An 18,994-nucleotide genomic window follows, 5' to 3' on the forward strand; every position below is an offset into this window, starting at 1 on the left:
AGAAAGCACATTTCAATTCAGTGATTTGCATTTTGCTTGATCGAAGTGAGCGATCTCGCCTGAACCTCTGCAATCCCCACCAAATCCTGACGTCAGCATTACGACTGCTTCCACCTGCCAAATAGTTTTTTATGGCTGTGTGCTGCCCCGTGTTGAACCTATATTCCAGCAACCTTGGGTAGAAGCCTTCGCGCCACGCATGTCGATCGCTCCGTAGTTTCCCTGACTTGATCCCCTGACAGGTTATGAAGCTATGGCGACAGCTAACATTGCAAGCGCGAGAGCATGGTCCTGGCTGACCGACCAACAGTTGACGGCACTGCTGCTACTGCCCGTGGCACTGCTCACGCTGATCATCATGATCAACAACCACGGCATGTTTATTTACACGCTGGATGACCCTTACATCCACATCGCTCTGGCCAAGCAGATATTCAGCGGTCATTACGGCATTAATGCCTCAGAGTTTTCGGCGCCTTCCTCCAGCATCTTATGGCCGTTCATCCTTGCCCCGTTTGCGATGTTCGGCGACGCGATGGCCTATGCGCCGTTCGCATTGAACCTGATCTTCGCGTATCTGACGCTTTCACTGTTCAGCAAAGTGCTGGTAGACATCAGTCCGCTCAGCAAGCTGATTATCCTGGGCGGTTTCTGCTTCGCGACCAACTTCTACGGGCTGATTTTTACCGGGATGGAGCACTCGCTGCAGATCTACCTCGTGAGCCTGATTGCATGCGGCGTGTTGAACAAAGAGTTCGGAGCCAGCGCTGTTACCCCCAAAGCGGTTTACCTGGCGTTGATCCTGCTGCCATTGACCCGTTATGAAGGGCTCGCGGTATCGATTCCAGTACTGGCGTATCTGTTTTGTCTAGGCGAGCGCCGGACAGCGGTGGTCAGCACGGCGATCATGCTGGCTCTGGTGATCGGGTTTTCACTGTTTCTCAATCATCTTGGCCTTGGCTACATTCCCTCCTCCGTGATTGCCAAGACCAATATGGCCGGCCTGCCTGCGCTGATTTTCAACATCATCAGCCAGAGCGACAAATATGGCTGGGTCATCCTCGCCCAGCTGTTTATCTGCGTGCTGTACTTCGACAGAAAGCCGCTGATTCTGATGCTGATCAGCGTGACAGTGCTGCACACGATGTTCGGTCGATGGGGCTGGTTCGGGCGCTACGAAGTGTATTGGCTGGTCTTCGTCGGGGTGTTCGTATTGCACGCTTGCCGCTCGTGCATGCGCGAACGCCACATGGCAGCACTGTTCGCCATGCTACCGGTAGCTTTTGCGACGCTGGTCAACTCCACGCTAAGCGTGCCGCTGGCCTCTGCCGCCATCTACAACCAGCAATATTCCACCTCAATGATCGTCCATGACCTGCATGAGCCGGTTGCTGTAAACGACCTAGGACTAGTGGCGCTGCACGGCGATCAGTACATTCTCGATCTGTGGGGGCTGGGCAGCATCCAGGCACTGAACTACCGCAAGACTGAAACCGGCGTGGACTGGATGACCGCGTTGATGAAAGAAAAAGGCGTTCATTACGCGTTTGTCTACGCAGAATGGTTTCCCGAAATCCCCAAGAACTGGATTGAAGTGGCGGAAATGAGGCTGACCATTCCCAAATCCTCCACGGCTTCGAAAAGCGTTTTCTATTACGCGACGGATGACGAATCAGCCAAAAAGCTCAAGACGGTCATGGAGCGGTTTCGCGACCAGACGCCCAATGGCAAATTCACCCTGAATTTTCCAGTGGTTGCGGCGGTGCGCTGAGATACGGTACCCATGAGTTGTAGAAACTGCCCCAGTGTTGTCCCGAGGCGAACATAGGAACTGTAGGAGCTGTCGAAGGCTGCGATCGCGGTGTGTCAGGATAAATGCTTCGCAGCCTTCGGCAGCTCCTACAGGTTTTCGTTTTTCTGCAGCCGTTGACGGTGTTCACGACGGCGACGTTGCGATTTGGATGAATCGACGTCCCTCAGCCTTGAGCCGCCAACTCCCCCCACCAAAGAAAACTGCCCCTATCCCGCCTCGGCTGGCATTATGTCGGTCATAAAGCTCAATGGACGCTCGATGGCTCTGCCCCGGGACGCCCGTGACTATCTGATTCATTTCGTTTGGCCGCGTCTGGCGGCCGGTCCTGCTGGAGCGACCCAATGAGCGAGAGCGCTTTCTCCAATCGCATCGTGCAAAACCTGCTCGACACCGATCTGTACAAATTGAGCATGATGCAGGCGGTGTTGCATAACTACCCCAACGTCGACGTTGAGTGGGAGTTTCGCTGCCGCAACGGTGAGGACCTGCGTCCCTATCTCAGTGAAATCCAGCACCAGATCAAGCAGCTCTGTGATTTGTCACTGAGCGCCCAAGAGCTGAGCTTTCTGGAGCGCATCAACTTCATGAAGCCGGACTTCCTGCGGTTTCTCGGACTGTTCCGCTTCAACACGCGATACGTCAAAACCACGATCGAAGATGATCAACTGTGCATTCGCCTACAGGGTCCATGGCTGCATGTGATCCTGTTTGAAGTCCCGGTGCTCGCGATTGTCAGTGAAGTGCGCAACCGCCATCGTCATCCTGAAATTCTACTCAGCCAGGCGCGCGATCAGTTGCATCGCAAGTTCGACTGGCTGGCCGCCAATGCACAGGCGGACGAACTGGCAGAGCTCAAAGTCGCAGACTTCGGCACCCGTCGACGCTTCTCTTACCGTGTTCAGGAGGACGTCGTTGATGTCCTCAAGCGTGACTTCCCTGGGCAGTTCGTCGGCACCAGCAATGTGCAACTGGCCCGCAAGTTTGACCTGAAACCGCTAGGTACCATGGCCCATGAGTGGATCATGGCCCATCAGCAACTCGGTCCACGCCTGATCGACAGCCAAAGCGCCGCCCTTGATTGCTGGGTCCATGAATACCGGGGATTGCTGGGGATTGCGCTGACAGACTGCATTACCACCGATGCTTTCCTCAGGGACTTCGATCTGTATTTCGCCAAACTTTTCGATGGCCTGCGCCATGACTCCGGTGATCCGGTGAAGTGGGCCGAAAAATGCATCTCGCACTATCAGAAGCTTGGTATTGATCCGATGAGCAAGACGCTGGTGTTTTCCGATGGCCTGACATTGCCCAAGGCGCTGGAAATATTTCGCGCATTGCGCGGTCGCATCAATGTCAGCTTTGGGATTGGCACTAACCTCACCGCAGACATACCGGGCGTTGAACCCATGAGTATCGTCCTGAAGATGACCGCCTGCGCCGGGCAACCGGTGGCCAAAATCTCCGACGAGCCTGGCAAGACGCAATGCAAGGACCCCAATTTTGTCTCGTACCTGCGACATGTGTTCAAAGTGGCGGATTAATCCGCAAACAGAATCCGTCGCCACCATCCTTAACAAGGAGTGAATCATGCAAGCCGTACAGCTCCAGATCGCTGAGCAGCTCAAGGTGCAACCACCTTTCGCCGACGAAAACGCACTTCAGGCCGAGGTCGCCCGGCGTATCGTTTTCATTCAGGACTGCCTGACCAACGCCCGCCTCAAGACGCTGGTGTTGGGCATCAGCGGCGGAGTGGATTCATTGACGGCAGGCTTGCTTGCCCAGCGCGCCGTTGAAGAGCTGCGCAGCAGCACCGGCGATGACAGTTACCGATTCATTGCCGTGCGTCTGCCTTACCTCGTGCAACATGACGAGCATGAAGCTCAGGCTTCGGTGGACTTCATCAACCCGGACATTCGCCACACGGTCAACATCGGCGGCGCGGTCAAGGCGATGGCAAGCGAGATCAAGGCGTTCGAGGGTCAACATGCAAACGCCGTGGACTTCGTACTGGGCAACACCAAAGCGCGCATGCGCATGGTTGCGCAGTACACCATCGCTGGCGCACATCAAGGCCTGGTGATTGGTACCGACCATGCAGCAGAAGCAGTGATGGGTTTCTTCACCAAATTCGGTGACGGTGCCTGCGACCTCGCGCCGCTGAGCGGGCTCGTCAAGAATCAGGTTCGGGCCATTGCCAGGCACTTCGGTGCGCCGGAATCGCTGGTCGAGAAGGTGCCGACTGCGGACCTGGAAGACTTGATGCCCGGTAAACCGGACGAAGCGTCACATGGCGTGACCTACGCCGAAATCGACGCCTTCCTGCATGGCGAGCCAGTCCGAGAGGAAGCGTTCAAGATCATCTGTGACACCTACGCCAAGACCCAGCACAAGCGGGAATTGCCGTACGCACCTTGATGTAGGTTAGGTCCCTGTAGGAGTGAACTTGTTCGCGAAGCATTTCACCTGACACGCCGCCTCGCCAACAAGTTAGCTCTCATCAAACAACAACAGGCAATCTACTGGATTGAAATGCATTTTCTGTAGGAGCTGCCGAAGGCTGCGAAGCGTTTCTTCTGATACAACGCGATCGCAGCCTTCGGCAGCTCCTACAGATCCCATGTTTGCCGCGAGACAGCGCGGTGCCATGGACACCGGGGTGCGAAGGTAACGCTTATTTCAGCGTCACGGTGCCTTTCATCATGCTGATGTGGCCAGGGAACGAGCAGAAGAAACCGTATTTTTCAGCCGGGTCCAGCTTGGAAACGTCGAACTTCACCGAATCCGTTTCACCAGCACCGATGATTTTGGTGTGGGCGATGATGCGTGCGTCGCCCTCCTTCAGGTAATCCTTGTCGATACCAGCGCCCAAGCCATCAGTAGCGATAGGCTGCATGTCCGACTCTTTGCTCAGCACCCAGTTATGGCCCATGACATTCTTTGGCAGGCTACCGGAATGGGTAAGGTTTACCGTGAACGTCTTGCAGCTTTTATCTATTTCAACGGCCTTGGTGTTGAAGGACATTTGATCAGTTGAATCAACGTCTACACTGCACTCTGCCGCCAGCAACTGCCCGCTGGCCAATGTCAGCAGGGATACAGCAACAAGCTTGCGAATCATGGGGAATCTCCAAGGCTGGGTATTTTGTTTATTCCGGCAAAGACTGCCTGATATAACGCCAGGTTCCAATGACCTGCGTCAACAAGGCTCAGTGGCAGTTAGCTATCGAGGCCATCGAGACAATCAACGGGCAGTCTGTCATCCAACCGCGCAAGATGCCTCATCGCCATATTTCAGGAAGACCATCATGCAGCTCAACAGCTTTTTCCGTAGCTTGCTCGCGGCTTATGCCTGTGGTGCCACCGGCAGCAGTGCTGAAGAATCAAATCAGGTTTAGTGACGACTTAATTGACGAAAAGCGGGGCTTGGGAATTAGGGCTTTGGACCGGAGGACATACAACGCCGTGTGCCCGACGCCGTTCTCAGGCAGAATGGCGCCATTAACCGCCTAAACAGAGGATCGCCCATGGCTAAACCTAACTATTCCTTCGCAAAGCGTCAGCGAGATCTGGCTAAAGAGCAGAAGAAAGAGGAAAAGCTTCAGCGCAAAAATGCTGCCTTGGCCGAAACCACAGCCGAAAGCGACGCCGAGACAACTGAAGCTACCGACGAAGCTGCGCCTGTAGAGCAAACCACTACTGACGACAAGCCAGCTAGCTGAAATGCTTTTTCTGTAGGAGCTAACTTGTTGGCGAGGCGGCGTGTCAGTCCCACCGCTTCGCCAACCAGTTGGCTCCTACAGGTGGACGGCAGCAACCTACACCTCACCCCTCAACCGGCATCACCGTCACCCGCACTTCCGGGTCGTGATTACCACCGCCCAGAATCACCCCGCGCAACGGCGAGACGTCTGAAAAATCCCGCCCCCAGGCCAGGCTGATGTGCTCCAGCGCAGGCTGCACATTGTTGGTGGGGTCAAAATCTACCCAGCCCAGCACCGGACAAAACACCGAAACCCAGGCATGGGAAGCATCTGCGCCAATCAGCCGCGGCTGCCCCGGTGGTGGCTGGGTCAGTAAATAACCACTGATATAGCGCGCCGACAAACCGCGTGAGCGCAAGCAGGCCAGCATCAGGTGAGCAAAATCCTGACAGACACCACGTCGGGATTCCAGCACTTCCACCAGCGGTGTCGCCACTTGCGTAGCTTCGCCGTCGAAGGTGAATTCAGTGAAGATTTTCTCCATCAATGCCTGCACGCATAACATCAGCGGCTGGCTTGGTACGAAACAATCCGCCGAAAACTCGATGAAAGACTGCTTCAAATGCACATAAGGCGACTCGAAACGATAGCGACAAGCTTCGAGGATATCCGCAGACATCGGCCTGGCGTTGTACGTCATGATGCTGCGAGTCATTTCCCAGGCGGGCGAATGATCGAAGTTAAGGGGCGCACGCTCCAGAACTTCCACCCGCAGACGCGCACTCACCTGCAGCTCATCGTGAGGCCGCTCGAACGCCAAGCGCGTCAGCGGGTTGCCGAAGACATCGAATTCATCACGGCGAATAGTCGGAATCGGGCTGACCAGTAACTGCTGCTCGGAACAGCGCTGCCACGGATTAGCCCTTGGCCACAGGTGCGCCAACTGCTGCGCCAGAGAAACCGGGCTGTCGTATTTGTAATGCGTGTCATGAAAAATCTGGTAATGGGCACTCATCAGACGGACACCGTACGCTGGCTGATATCGTCGACATGGGCAAAGTGACGCAAGGCCAGACGGTCAGAGACTTGCCCGGCGGCATCACCAATGCTTTGCAGCATGTCCGCAAGCCCCTCCAGCACTGCCTGAATACTGCTCTCACCAAACAAAGGATTTTCCAGACAACCCAGGTCGAAACTCGACAGTCGTCGAACCAACGTGCCAAGGCTCGCATCTCGCGGCGCACAAAACTCTTCGTTCAAACGATTCAGAGACTTGGATACCAGTTTGAGCTGGAACAGCACCGCGTGAGGGTTCTGGTCATCGAGCAGTAACAGGTCAAGCACCGGAATCAGTTGCGGCACGGCCAGGTAACGCGAGCGATAGGTGATGCTGCTATTACCCAGTTCCAGCAGCCACTCCAGCCCTGCCTGGTCTGACACGGCCGAACTGCGCAAGAATGCCGCGAGGCTGTTGCTGAGGAACTTCAGACGCTCGATACGCCGACCGATCATCAGAAAGCGCCAGCCTTCGTCACGGGTCATGTCGTCCAGGGCGAAACCGGACAGGGCCGCCAGGGACATCACCAGTCGATTGAGGAAATCCAGCAGTTGGCCGAAATCCGGATCCTTGCTGTCCAGACTGATGGCTTCACGCTGCAATTCAACCAGCGCCTGCCAGTTCTCCCGGGAAAGCTTGCCGCGCACCTGAGACGCAGCCCATTGCAAGCGTTGCAGGTTCGCGCGCAGGCTAAACGGCCACTCTTCGCCGAGAAGCCCCGCAAGAAGCCGCTCAGGCAGCGAACCGCCCTCTTCTTCATCTGGCAGCAGGTTCAGGCGCTCGCCCAGCGCCACGGCGGCCTCAAGAGCCACAGGATCATCGCCGTCCACATATCGCGTGAGCATGATGCGCAGCAAGCGCGCGCTGTTATCACAGCGTTCGCAATACCGACCGAACCAGAACAGGTTCTCCACCACGCGGGACGGCAGGTAAGGATCGCGACGAATCAGATCATGTACACCCAGGGTACGCTGACCTTTCCAGGGTTCGCCGGTTTGCGAGAGCTCGCCCAGCACCCAAGTATCCTTGCTGGCACCGCCGCGCTGCATCGATACCACCTCGGCATCAGCTTCGGCGGCGACCCGGGTCAGACCTCCGGGCAGAACGCGATAGCCTTCGGAACTGGCCACGGCATATACGCGCATGCCAATCGCGCGTGGCTGCAATTGCTCGCCGTCGGCCTGCCAGATTGGCGCATGGGATAGCTGTGCAAGCTCCTGCGCCACGTAAGCGTAAGGCCTGGCCTGCATACGCAGTGCAAGCGCTTCACGTTGGGCCTTGTTCAAGTCCCGGCCAAATACCGGCGCGAAACTCTGGGATGGAAACGCGGGCTTGATCAACAACTCCGGCAGCTTCTCCAGCGCCTGAGCGAGAACAGGAGGCTCGCCACACCACCAGGTGGCCACTGATGGCAGGATCAGGTCTTCGCCGAACAGGTGCTGGGATATTTTCGGCAAAAAGCCCAGCAGGCCCGGCGATTCCAGAACGCCGCTGCCCAAGGCATTTGCGACCAGCACCTTGCCCTGACGCACAGCCTCCAGCAAACCCGGTACGCCGAGCGCCGAATCAGTACGCAGCTCCAGCGGATCGCAGAAGTCGTCATCCAGACGCCGCATGATCGCGTGCACCCGGCGCAGGCCACTGAGGGTTTTCAGGTACACCGTTGCGTCGCGAACAGTGAGGTCACCACCTTCGACCAGCGGATAGCCCAACTGGCGCGCCAGATACAGATGCTCGAAGTAGCTTTCGTTGAAGCGTCCCGGCGTCAGCAAGACGATCAGCGGTGTTTCATTGCTGGCGGGCGCTTGACGGGCAAGGGTTTCCTGCAAGGCGCGGAAAAACCCGGACAGGTGCTGAACCTGCAGATCCCGGTAGGTTTCGGGAAATGCACGAGACACAATCTGACGGTTTTCCAACGCGTAGCCAGCGCCCGATGGCGCCTGGGTACGATCGGCTGTCACCCACCAACGCCCATCGGGCGTACGCGCAAGATCGACCGCGTACATATGCAGAAACGCATCTTCCGGAGGCGCGATGCCCTGGCACGGCCACAGGAAATTGTTGTGGCCGAACACCAGCTCAGCGGGCAAGAGCCCTTTGGAGATCAGGGTTTGCGGACCATACAGGTCTGCCAGCACGGCATTGAGCAACTTAGCCCGCTGGGCGATGCCCGCAGCCACTTGTTGCCATTCTTCAGCGGGAATCAGATGCGGCAGCAGATCCAGCTCCCACGGCCGGTCAGCCCCCTTGGGGTCGGCGTAGACGTTATACGTCACGCCATTTTCCTGAATCTGCCTGGCCAGCAGGGCCTGACGCTGGATCAGTTGCGCGGGAGTACTGCGCTGCAATTGCTCATACATGCGCTGCCAATGGGGGCGAACGGCGCCATCAGCATCAAGCATTTCATGATAGGTACCCGCAAACACAGGGTAATGGTCAAGCAAGTCGTGCATGGAAGGCTCGGCAGAGACTAAAAATTCAGAGTAGCGTAGTCGGATGTCAGCCATTGGATGGCTGCTCCGGCTGACGAAACCATTTTTATAAAAACGAATGAATCAAGGTGCCCGGTAGGAGCGAACTTGTTCGCGAGACGTCATACCCGATACGCAACCTCGCGAACAAGTTCGCTCCTACCAGTCCGAGCCGGCTGTGACTGACGCCCTTTTATTTATGCAAACGCATATCCAGCGTCATCGGCAGTTCATCATTAACGCTAAGCAGTGGCACTTCCAGTTTGCCGGGGGTATGACCAATCCTGAAGAACCGCGCCAGACGACGGCTTTCCGCTTCGTTGGCATTAACCGGCAGGGTCTCGTAATTACGCCCCCCAGGATGCGCGACATGATACTCGCAGCCGCCCAGTGAGCGCTGCATCCAGGTATCGACAAGATCGAATACCAGCGGTGCATGCACCGGGATGGTTGGTTGCAGACAGTTGGCAGGTTGCCAGGCGCGATAACGCACGCCCGCGACAAACTCGCCAACTCTCCCGGTGGGCTGCAACGGTATCGCAATGCCATTACAGGTCAATACATAACGTTTCGGCGGCATGCCGTTAATCTTGACTTGCAGGCGTTCAAGGGACGAATCCACGTAACGCACCGCGCCACCCGCCGAACCTTCTTCACCCAGTACGTGCCAGGGTTCAAGCGCCTGGCGCAACTCCAGTTCGATACCGCTGACCGCATAATCGCCAACCTTGGGAAAGCGGAACTCCAGATGCGCCGCAAACCACTCGGCACGCACCGGGTAACCGGCGATGTTCAACTCCTCGATAACGTCCGCAAAGTCTTGCTCAATGAAGTGCGGCAGCATGAACCGGTCATGCAACTCGGTCCCCCAGCGAGCCAGCCTGGCGGGCGCATAGGGTTCGCGCCAGAAGCGCGCAACCAGCGCTCGAAGCAGTAATTGCTGAGCCAGACTCATCCGCGCATGAGGCGGCATTTCAAAAGCACGCAACTCCAACAGGCCGAGACGACCAGTCGCACCATCCGGGGAGTACAACTTATCGATACAGAACTCGGCCCGATGGGTATTGCCGGTGACGTCGATCAGCAAGTTGCGCAGCAGACGGTCGACCACCCAAGGCGCGACTTCTTCGCCGGGCGCGGGCATTTGTGCGAAGGCGATTTCCAGCTCATACAACGAGTCGTTACGCGCCTCATCGACCCGCGGTGCCTGGGACGTCGGACCGATGAACAGCCCGGAAAACAGGTACGACAGCGACGGATGGTTGTGCCAGTAGCTGAGCAGACTGCGCAGCACGTCGGGGCGACGCAGGAACGGTGAATCACCTGGCGTAGCGCCACCCAGAACAAAATGGTTACCGCCACCGGTTCCAGTATGGCGACCGTCAATCATGAACTTCTCGGTGGTCAGGCGCGTCAGGCGCGCCTGCTCGTAGAGAAACTCGGTGCGCTCCACCAACTCGTCCCATGATGCGGACGGCTGTACGTTAACTTCAATGACGCCCGGATCAGGCGTGATACGGAAATTCGCCAGGCGAGGATCGCTCGGCGGCTCGTAGCCTTCAAGCAGAATCGGGCAGTTCAGCTCTTCGGCACTGGCCTCGATGGCAGCTACCAGTTCCAGATAATGTTCGAGCTTTTCCAGCGGCGGCATGAACAGGTACAACCGCCCTTCCCGCGCTTCAGCACACAACGCCGTACGGGTCAGCCAGTCGGCAGACTCGTCGATCTTCGGCATCCGCTCGGCGTTGGTGTCTGGATGTTCTGTAAGCCCGGTCAGTTGCGCTTGAACCTGCCCGTCATCCGGTAACTCGGGAAAGTCCTGGTTGAAGTCGGTGGGATGGATAAAAGGATATTCCGCCGCCTTGACCCAGGGCTGCGATGCCAACGGCAACCGATAACCGAGTGCAGAATCGCCAGGCACCAGACGGCAGTGGTTGTCGCGCAGATACCAACGGCCGCTCTGCCAGCGATCACCGTCAACGGAGCGCGCCAATGGCAAAACCTGGCCGATCACCTTGTCCAGCCCCTGAGCAAAAACCTTGCGCAGTCGCGCACGCTCAAGCTCGTCACCCAGCCGCGAATCTTCCGCGCTGACGTTGGCAGGCAGCGCACCTTCACGCCATAAGTAGTAGAAATTGTCTTCGTAGGCCGGGAATACAAAGCGCGTCGGCAGCTTCAGCCGTTCGGCCACGCTGGCGAGAAACTTTCCGGCCAACTCACCGGTTGCACCGTAACTTTCGGTCTCTTCGGCAATCAACGCGTTGTTGTGCCAGACCGGCTGTCCATCTTTACGCCAGAAGCAATTGAGCGACCAACGTGGCAATTGCTCGCCCGGGTACCATTTGCCCTGACCAAAATGCACGATCCCCAGTGGCGCGTAGTGCTTGCGCATGCGCTGGAACAGCTCAGCCGACAAGGCACGCTTTTTCGGCCCCAGTGCAGCCGTGTTCCACTCAGCCCCATCGCGGTCATCGATCGAAACAAAGGTCGGCTCGCCGCCCATGGTCAGACGAACATCATTGTCAGCCAGATCACGGTCTATCTGATGGCCCAGCGTCTGAATCTCGGCCCACTGTTCTTCGGTGTACGGTTTGGTGACACGAGGTGCCTCCCAGATCCGCTCAACGGACATCTCATGGCTGAATTCAGTTTCGCACGGTTCGACCAACCCGCTGATCGGTGCCGCCGATGAGGGCTCGGGGCTGCAGGCCAGCGGAATATGCCCTTCGCCTGCGAACAAACCGGACGTGGCATCAAGGCCGACCCAGCCGGCGCCGGGTAGATAAACCTCGCACCATGCGTGCAAATCGGTGAAATCGACGTCCGTTCCGGAAGGGCCATCAAGGGCTTCAACGTCGGCTTTAAGCTGAATCAGGTAGCCGGACACGAAGCGCGCCGCCATACCGAGATGCCGCAGCAACTGCACCAGCAACCAGGCGGAGTCACGGCATGAGCCAGAGGAGTTTTCCAGAGTGAATTCTGGCGTTTGCACGCCAGGCTCCATACGGATCAGGTAATCGATATCCTGACTCAGACGCTGATTGAGCCCGACCAGAAAGTCGATGGCGGGTAACGGCGTGCGATCGATGCTGGCCAGATAGGCAGCAAAGCGAGGGGTCAGCGGCAGCTTTTCAAGATACGGCGCCAGTTCGCGCTGCTCTTCGCTGGCATAGAAAAACGGAATCTTCTCGGCGTAAGGTTCGAGGAAGAAGTCGAATGGGTTGAAGACAGCCATTTCGGCGACCAGATCGACTTCAACACGCAACTCATTGGTCTTTTCCGGAAAGACCAGACGCGCCAGATAATTGCCTTGAGGGTCCTGCTGCCAGTTGATGAAGTGATTTTCGGGCAGGACTTTCAGTGAGTACGACAAAACCCGGGTACGGCTATGGGCCGCCGGGCGCAGGCGAACAATCTGCGGACCAAGTTCAACCGCTCGTTCGTAGCGGTAGTGCGTAACGTGGTGCAAGGCAATATGAATCGACACGGCGTGCCTCCTGCGAGCCTGGACGGTAATGGAACCGCGCAAGACTTATGCCATCCGGGCAAATACGGCGGTTCCTCGACGGCGAGGCAGAACCAGGCACTATTAAAGCGCCCACCGTGCCCCGCGGTGCAAGCGTTGCACAGAAATAAGGCAGGAGGATGGAAATTTTGCGGAGGAGGTTCTGATTGCGGCTATCGCGGGCAAGCACCGCTCCCACAAGGATAAGGTCTCTGTGGGAGCGAGGCTTGCCCGCGAAGAACGATAACGCGGTGTCTCTGGCTCACCGACTCGACTGCTTCGCGGGCAAGCCTCGCGCCGACAAAAGGTCGCGAAGGTCAGCGCAGGAATTGCCCGCGATATAGACGACGCGATTTAGCGTGGGACTACTGGCTTGCGCTTGGGCGGCTTGGGGCCTTTACCCTTTGCAGCGTCCATACGCTCTTTGGCAGCCTGCTTGTTACGGGCCATGGCCGCAGCCTTGGCTTCTTCACGCTTGTCCCATGGTTTGCTGCCGTCACTGCCGCGTGGTGGCAGGCCGGTGTGCTGGGTCTGGATAAGCGTGGTCTTACCCACTTTATGACTGCCAGCAGGCGTCGAGTTTTTACGTCGAGCGCTCTGGTAACTGTCGGTAGCAGGCTGGTGTTGCGGGATCAACTGATCCTTGCCGGAGCCGATCAGGTCGGCTCGGCCCATGCGGATCAGCGCTTCGCGCAGCATTGGCCAGCCTTTAGGGTCGTGATAGCGCAAGAATGCCTTGTGCAGACGACGCTGCTCTTCGCTCTTGACGATGGTGACAGCATCACTCTTGTACGTCACTTTGCGCAGCGGGTTCTTTCCGGAGTGATACATAGCGGTCGCCGAAGCCATTGGCGACGGATAGAAAGCCTGTACCTGATCTGCACGAAAACCATTGCCCTTGAGCCACAGCGCCAGATTCATCATGTCTTCATCGGTGGTGCCCGGGTGGGCCGCGATGAAGTAAGGGATCAGGTACTGCTCTTTGCCCGCTTCCTTGGAGTACTTCTCGAACATGCGCTTGAATTTTTCATAGCTGCCAATGCCCGGCTTCATCATCTGGTTGAGCGGACCTTCCTCGGTGTGTTCCGGGGCGATCTTCAGGTAACCACCGACGTGGTGGGTGACCAGCTCTTTGACATACTCCGGCGACTCGACCGCGAGGTCATAGCGCAAGCCGGAAGCAATCAGAATTTTCTTCACGCCAGGCAACGCACGGGCGCTGCGATACAGCTGAATCAACGACGAGTGATCGGTATTCAGGTTCGGGCAGATGCCCGGGAACACGCAGGACGGCTTGCGGCAGGCGGATTCGATTTCCGGGCTTTTGCAAGCGATACGGTACATGTTGGCGGTAGGCCCGCCGAGGTCGGAAATGACCCCTGTGAAACCTGGAACCTTGTCGCGGATCTCTTCGATCTCGCGGATGATCGACTCTTCAGAGCGGTTCTGAATAATCCGGCCTTCGTGTTCAGTGATCGAGCAGAACGTGCAGCCACCGAAGCAGCCACGCATGATGTTCACCGAGAAACGGATCATGTCGTAAGCCGGGATCTTCTCCTTGCCATAGGCAGGATGCGGGACACGTGCGTACGGCATGCCGAACACGTAGTCCATTTCTTCAGTGGTCATCGGAATCGGTGGCGGATTGAACCAGACGTCCACTTCGCCATGCTTCTGCACCAATGCCCGAGCGTTGCCTGGGTTGGTTTCCAGGTGCAATACGCGGTTAGCGTGAGCATAGAGAACCGCATCGCCACGCACTTTTTCCACGGACGGCAAACGGATAACCGTTTTGTCACGGGTCATGCGCGGGCTGGCCAGAATCTGCACAACTTTGGCTTCGTTCGGATCTTCAACCGGCCCCTTTTCCTGCTCGATGGCGCAGGCCTGGGTGTCCTGGGTATTGACGTACGGGTTGATGATCTTGTCGATCTTGCCCGGACGGTCAATACGGGTGGAGTCCACTTCGTACCAGTCTTTAGGCGTGTCACGGCGAATGAACGCGGTGCCGCGCACATCGGTGATGTCTTCGATCTTGTGACCATAGGACAGACGCTGAGCCACTTCGACGATCGCCCGCTCGGCGTTGCCATACAGCAGGATATCGGCACAGGCATCAATCAGGATCGAGTTGCGGACTTTGTCCTGCCAATAGTCGTAGTGTGCGATACGACGCAACGATGCTTCGATGCCGCCAAGCACGATGGGCACGTTCTTGTAGGCTTCCTTGCACCGCTGGCTGTAAACGAGGCTGGCGCGATCCGGACGCTTGCCAGCCATACCGCCTGGGGTATAGGCGTCGTCGGAGCGGATTTTCTTGTCCGCGGTATAGCGGTTGATCATCGAGTCCATGTTGCCAGCCGCAACACCGAAGAACAGATTCGGCTCGCCGAGCTTCATGAAGTCGTCTTTGGACTGCCAGTTTGGCTGTGCGATGATCCCGACGCGGAAGCCCTGAGACTCCAGCAGCCGACCAATGATCGCCATACCGAACGAAGGGTGATCCACGTAGGCATCACCGGTCACGATAATGATGTCGCAGGAATCCCAGCCAAGCTGATCCATTTCTTCCCGGCTCATTGGCAGGAAAGGCGCTGGCCCAAAACATTCGGCCCAGTACTTCGGATAGTCAAATAACGGCTTGGCTGCTTGCATGTCGGAACCTACGTTTGCACGTTGGAAAAATCGCGGGCGCGGAATATAGCACAATTTTTGATCAAGTCCGACGGTAATGGTCGGAATTGAGTTACTGGTGGCGGGACTGCCATTACCTGTGGGCAAGCACCGCTCCCACATAAACACTCCCAGCAAATCAATCGTCGTCGAAGTTGTAACTGCCCGGCGCGAGATTTTCGAAACGGGTGTACTTACCGATAAACGCCAACCGCGTGGTACCGATAGGGCCGTTACGCTGTTTACCGATAATGATTTCAGCGATGCCTTTGTGCTCGGTTTCCGGGTGGTACACCTCGTCCCGGTAAACGAACATGATGACGTCGGCATCCTGCTCGATCGCTCCTGATTCCCGCAAGTCGGAGTTGATCGGGCGTTTGTTTGGTCGTTGCTCCAGGGAGCGGTTGAGCTGCGACAGGGCAACAACCGGGCAATTGAACTCCTTGGCGAGGGCTTTCAACGAACGGGAAATCTCGGAAATCTCGTTAGTCCGGTTATCACCGCCGGAGCCGGGGATCTGCATCAACTGCAGGTAGTCGATCATGATCAAGGCGATGTCGCCATGTTCCCGCACCAGACGCCGGGTCCGGGCGCGCATCTCCGACGGGCTGATACCCGCCGTATCGTCAATGAACAGCTTGCGCTCGTTGAGCAGGTTGACCGCCGAAGTCAGACGCGGCCAATCGTCATCTTCCAGCCGACCGGCACGGACCTTGGTCTGGTCGATGCGCCCCAGCGAAGACAACATACGCATGATCAGCGATTCACCTGGCATCTCCAATGAGTAAACCAGTACTGCCTTGTCGCTGCGCAATACAGCGTTCTCCACCAGGTTCATGGCGAAGGTGGTTTTACCCATGGACGGACGACCGGCGACGATGATCAAGTCAGCCGGTTGCAGGCCACTGGTTTTTTCATCAAGGTCGGTATAACCGGTGGACAGGCCGGTGATCGCGTTATCAGTGTTGAACAGCGTATCGATACGGTCGATGGCCATGGTCAACAGGTCAGTCACCGCGACCGGGCCCCCGGTCTTTGGCCGCGCTTCGGCGATCTGGAAGATCTGACGCTCGGCCTCATCGAGGATCTCTGATGCGTTACGCCCTTCCGGGTTGAACGCACTGTCGGCGATCTCGGTACTGATACTGATCAATTGTCGCAACGTCGCCCGCTCACGAACGATTTGCGCATAGGCCTTGATGTTGGCAACCGACGGAATGTTTTTCGCCAGCTCACTGAGGTAGCCCAGACCGCCAACTTGCGAAGTCTGGCCTTCCTTTTCCAGCTGCTCGGCCAAAGTTACCACGTCGATTGGCTGATTCTGGTCAGCCAGACGTGCAATGGCACGGAAGATCAAGCGGTGGTCATGCCGATAGAAATCGCCGTCCGAGACCTGATCAAGCACACGTTCCCAGGCGTTGTTGTCCAGCATCAGACCGCCGAGTACTGCCTGTTCGGCCTCGATGGAATGCGGGGGCACCTTCAGGGCAGCGGTTTGCAGATCATATTGCTCGGGGGCGGAGATATCGTTCATATCCACTCGAAATCAGGGATGGTAAAAGCCATCGGTACAGAAAGACAAAGGGCACGACCTGTAAACAGGATCGTGCCCGATGTTAATCCTCTGACGAGCAAGTCGCCAGACGATTACGTACTGCTTAAGCAGCCACCACAACAACGCGAACGGTTGCTTCTACATCGCTGTGCAGGTGCACGGCTACGTCGAATTCGCCAACGTTACGGATGGTGCCGTTCGGCAGACGAACTTCGCTTTTCGCAACTTCAACGCCCGAGGCGGTCAGTGCATCAGCGATGTCGTGGGTGCCGATCGAACCGAACAGCTTGCCTTCGTCACCAGCGGTGGCAGTGATAGTCACTTCCAGCTCAGCCAGTTGGGCAGCGCGAGTTTCGGCAGAAGCTTTTTTGTCTGCAGCCAGTTTTTCCAGCTCGGCACGACGCTCTTCAAACGCAGCAATGTTAGCAGCGGTCGCAGCGGTAGCCTTGCCGTATGGCAGCAGGTAGTTACGACCGTAACCGGCCTTAACATTTACTTTGTCGCCCAGGTTGCCCAGGTTCGCGACTTTTTCCAGAAGGATCAGTTGCATGTGAAAATCCTCTTAACTTTTAACCTTCACCGTTCGCGCTATCGGAGTCTTTCGATCCCAGACGACCGCGAAAATCAATCAGGCTGTCGACAATGGCAATAACCACGAGCAACGGACCTATCAGGTGCATGAATGGCACCAGCGTGACGTACATCCCCACCAGCCAGAAACCGGCCAGCTTTTTCTGCGCCACCAGCCCGTGAATCAGGGCCAGCCCGGCGAAGGCCAACGGTATGCTCAACAACGGCAACAAAATCAACATCTGTACGCCAATCATCGGCCCTACAAACATCGCTGCCAGCAACGATAACGCCAGTCCTTTCGGGATTCTGATCTGACGAAATTCGCGACCAAAACCACCGGGGTTGTACAACAACGCCTGCCAATAGCGCCCAAGAATCAGGCACAACACACTGAAAACCTGAAGCGTAACCGCCATCGAACCGATGATCAGGGGTGGAATCAGTGAAGCGAAGGTAACTCGCTGGTCAGCCGAGAGTTTCTCGTAGACCTCACCGAAAGCCTGAGGCATGAGTTTCTCGAACTCCTGACTCAAACTGTCAACCATGGGACTGAACACCGTTCCCAGGCTCACTGCACACAACAACCCGACTACCACGCTGACCAGCAGCGCGCGATTCCAGGTGTGGCCTGCGCGTAAAACCAGCGACAGACCACAAGCCCCCAGCAACACTAAAAGTGCACCGGGATCTTTCTGGAAGTACCAGCAAACTAACGCTGAAAGCACTCCCACACCAATGACGCCGATGGCGTCCGAACCGCGCCGCAGTAGTACAAGACTAGCTGCAGCGGCACTCACACAGTACAACAGCGGCAATGCCGCAAATCCGGCCACAACCAGCATGGCCTGCAAACGTCCCCGCATGATGAATTCAGCCAAGGCGCGCATGCATTAGATCCTTACTACTTTGTCGACTGCCCGGTCTCAGCGGCCGTGGCTGTCGGTGTAGGCCAGCAGGGCCAGGAAGCGGGCACGCTTGATAGCGGTGGCCAGCTGACGCTGATAACGTGCTTTGGTACCAGTGATACGGCTTGGAACGATTTTGCCGGTCTCGGATACGTATGCTTTCAGAGTGTTGAGATCTTTGTAGTCGATCTCTTTCACGTCTTCAGCGGTGAAGCGGCAGAATTTACGACGACGGAAGAAACGTGCCATGTGATTGGCTCCTTAAAAGGTCCGTGGATTACTCGTCAGCGTTATCGCTGTTGTCGCTGTCATCACCATCAACGCCATCGGCGCTGTCGGAGTGCTCAGGACGGTCGCGACGCTCACGGCGCTCACTGCGGTTTTCTTCAGCCTTGAGCATCTCGGACTGGCCAGTTACGGCTTCGTCACGACGGATGACCAGGTTACGGATCACTGCATCGTTGTAGCGGAAGTTGTCTTCCAGCTCGGCCAGAGCCTTGCCAGTGCACTCAACGTTCAGCATCACGTAGTGAGCCTTGTGAACATTGTTGATTGCGTAAGCCAGTTGACGACGGCCCCAATCTTCCAGACGGTGGATTTTGCCGCCGTCTTCTTCGATCAGCTTGGTGTAACGCTCTACCATGCCGCCGACTTGCTCGCTTTGATCCGGGTGGACCAAAAAGATGATTTCGTAATGACGCATGAATGCTCCTTACGGGTTGTAGCCTGCCGCCAATAAGC

The 18,994-nt window shown here is 57.0% G+C and carries 14 protein-coding genes; 4 read left to right on the top strand and 10 right to left on the bottom strand.

What is annotated here, in order from left to right; genetic code table 11:
- Positions 1-253: 253 nt before the first annotated feature.
- The 3 genes from AUC61_RS07005 (at position 254) to nadE (ending at position 4,228) form a co-directional block, all read left to right on the top strand.
- A complete protein-coding gene (locus AUC61_RS07005) occupies positions 254-1,771 on the top strand; it encodes a hypothetical protein (RefSeq protein ID WP_243245233.1) in 1,518 nt (505 codons plus the stop codon).
- Between the two features lie 383 nt (positions 1,772-2,154).
- Positions 2,155-3,354: a nicotinate phosphoribosyltransferase gene (gene pncB, locus AUC61_RS07010; RefSeq protein ID WP_243245235.1), complete on the top strand. Its 1,200-nt coding sequence runs from the start codon at positions 2,155-2,157 to the stop codon at positions 3,352-3,354.
- A 46-nt stretch (positions 3,355-3,400) separates the two neighbouring features.
- Complete coding sequence (nadE, locus tag AUC61_RS07015) at positions 3,401-4,228, top strand: ammonia-dependent NAD(+) synthetase (protein WP_243245236.1); 828 nt, start codon at positions 3,401-3,403, stop codon at positions 4,226-4,228.
- A 256-nt stretch (positions 4,229-4,484) separates the two neighbouring features.
- Here the strand turns inward: nadE and azu are convergent, their stop codons facing one another.
- A complete protein-coding gene (azu, locus tag AUC61_RS07020) occupies positions 4,485-4,931 on the bottom strand; it encodes an azurin (protein WP_243245238.1) in 447 nt (148 codons plus the stop codon).
- A 406-nt stretch (positions 4,932-5,337) separates the two neighbouring features.
- On the opposite strand from azu, the gene AUC61_RS07025 reads away from it, so the two are divergent.
- Positions 5,338-5,532 carry a hypothetical protein gene (locus AUC61_RS07025; protein WP_243245240.1) on the top strand — a complete coding sequence of 65 codons (195 nt, stop codon included), beginning with the start codon at positions 5,338-5,340 and terminating at the stop codon, positions 5,530-5,532.
- Between the two features lie 103 nt (positions 5,533-5,635).
- Here the strand turns inward: AUC61_RS07025 and AUC61_RS07030 are convergent, their stop codons facing one another.
- From AUC61_RS07030 to rpsF, 9 genes are all read right to left on the bottom strand, one after another.
- Positions 5,636-6,529 (bottom strand): transglutaminase family protein, encoded by an 894-nt coding sequence (locus tag AUC61_RS07030; RefSeq protein ID WP_243245241.1) that lies wholly within the window; start codon positions 6,527-6,529, stop codon positions 5,636-5,638.
- Complete coding sequence (locus AUC61_RS07035) at positions 6,529-9,024, bottom strand: circularly permuted type 2 ATP-grasp protein (protein WP_243245243.1); 2,496 nt, start codon at positions 9,022-9,024, stop codon at positions 6,529-6,531. Before AUC61_RS07035 ends, AUC61_RS07030 begins: the two co-directional genes overlap by 1 nt.
- A gap of 211 nt (positions 9,025-9,235) precedes the next feature.
- Positions 9,236-12,529, bottom strand: coding sequence for a transglutaminase family protein (locus tag AUC61_RS07040; RefSeq protein WP_243245245.1), 3,294 nt, complete (start codon positions 12,527-12,529; stop codon positions 9,236-9,238).
- 372 nt (positions 12,530-12,901) lie between these two features.
- Positions 12,902-15,202, bottom strand: coding sequence for a YgiQ family radical SAM protein (locus AUC61_RS07045; protein ID WP_122663139.1), 2,301 nt, complete (start codon positions 15,200-15,202; stop codon positions 12,902-12,904).
- 157 nt (positions 15,203-15,359) lie between these two features.
- Positions 15,360-16,754 carry a replicative DNA helicase gene (gene dnaB / locus AUC61_RS07050; RefSeq protein WP_243245247.1) on the bottom strand — a complete coding sequence of 465 codons (1,395 nt, stop codon included), beginning with the start codon at positions 16,752-16,754 and terminating at the stop codon, positions 15,360-15,362.
- 124 nt (positions 16,755-16,878) lie between these two features.
- Positions 16,879-17,325, bottom strand: a complete 447-nt coding sequence (gene rplI / locus AUC61_RS07055; protein ID WP_020293665.1) for a 50S ribosomal protein L9 — start codon at positions 17,323-17,325, stop codon at positions 16,879-16,881.
- A gap of 19 nt (positions 17,326-17,344) precedes the next feature.
- A complete protein-coding gene (locus AUC61_RS07060) occupies positions 17,345-18,235 on the bottom strand; it encodes a hypothetical protein (RefSeq protein ID WP_243245249.1) in 891 nt (296 codons plus the stop codon).
- 36 nt (positions 18,236-18,271) lie between these two features.
- Positions 18,272-18,502 carry a 30S ribosomal protein S18 gene (rpsR, locus tag AUC61_RS07065; RefSeq protein ID WP_002551829.1) on the bottom strand — a complete coding sequence of 77 codons (231 nt, stop codon included), beginning with the start codon at positions 18,500-18,502 and terminating at the stop codon, positions 18,272-18,274.
- Between the two features lie 28 nt (positions 18,503-18,530).
- The gene (rpsF, locus tag AUC61_RS07070; RefSeq protein ID WP_027900435.1) at positions 18,531-18,956 is read right to left on the bottom strand and encodes a 30S ribosomal protein S6; all 426 of its coding nucleotides are present in this window, start codon (positions 18,954-18,956) and stop codon (positions 18,531-18,533) included.
- Positions 18,957-18,994 lie beyond the last annotated feature (38 nt).

The organism is Pseudomonas maioricensis, assembly GCF_022790535.1.
Classification (GTDB): Bacteria; Pseudomonadota; Gammaproteobacteria; order Pseudomonadales; family Pseudomonadaceae; genus Aquipseudomonas; species Aquipseudomonas maioricensis.

Excerpts from the sequence above, each read along its gene's own strand:
- rpsF (WP_027900435.1), bottom strand. The coding sequence starts at position 18,956 with ATGCGTCATTACGAAATCATCTTTTTGGTCCACCCGGATCAAAGCGAG.
- nadE (WP_243245236.1), top strand. The coding sequence starts at position 3,401 with ATGCAAGCCGTACAGCTCCAGATCGCTGAGCAGCTCAAGGTGCAACCA.
- AUC61_RS07060 (WP_243245249.1), bottom strand. The coding sequence starts at position 18,235 with ATGCGCGCCTTGGCTGAATTCATCATGCGGGGACGTTTGCAGGCCATG.
- pncB (WP_243245235.1), top strand. The coding sequence starts at position 2,155 with ATGAGCGAGAGCGCTTTCTCCAATCGCATCGTGCAAAACCTGCTCGAC.
- AUC61_RS07005 (WP_243245233.1), top strand. The coding sequence starts at position 254 with ATGGCGACAGCTAACATTGCAAGCGCGAGAGCATGGTCCTGGCTGACC.
- AUC61_RS07045 (WP_122663139.1), bottom strand. The coding sequence starts at position 15,202 with ATGCAAGCAGCCAAGCCGTTATTTGACTATCCGAAGTACTGGGCCGAA.
- rpsR (WP_002551829.1), bottom strand. The coding sequence starts at position 18,502 with ATGGCACGTTTCTTCCGTCGTCGTAAATTCTGCCGCTTCACCGCTGAA.
- azu (WP_243245238.1), bottom strand. The coding sequence starts at position 4,931 with ATGATTCGCAAGCTTGTTGCTGTATCCCTGCTGACATTGGCCAGCGGG.
- AUC61_RS07035 (WP_243245243.1), bottom strand. The coding sequence starts at position 9,024 with ATGCACGACTTGCTTGACCATTACCCTGTGTTTGCGGGTACCTATCAT.
- rplI (WP_020293665.1), bottom strand. The coding sequence starts at position 17,325 with ATGCAACTGATCCTTCTGGAAAAAGTCGCGAACCTGGGCAACCTGGGC.
- AUC61_RS07025 (WP_243245240.1), top strand. The coding sequence starts at position 5,338 with ATGGCTAAACCTAACTATTCCTTCGCAAAGCGTCAGCGAGATCTGGCT.
- dnaB (WP_243245247.1), bottom strand. The coding sequence starts at position 16,754 with ATGAACGATATCTCCGCCCCCGAGCAATATGATCTGCAAACCGCTGCC.
- AUC61_RS07030 (WP_243245241.1), bottom strand. The coding sequence starts at position 6,529 with ATGAGTGCCCATTACCAGATTTTTCATGACACGCATTACAAATACGAC.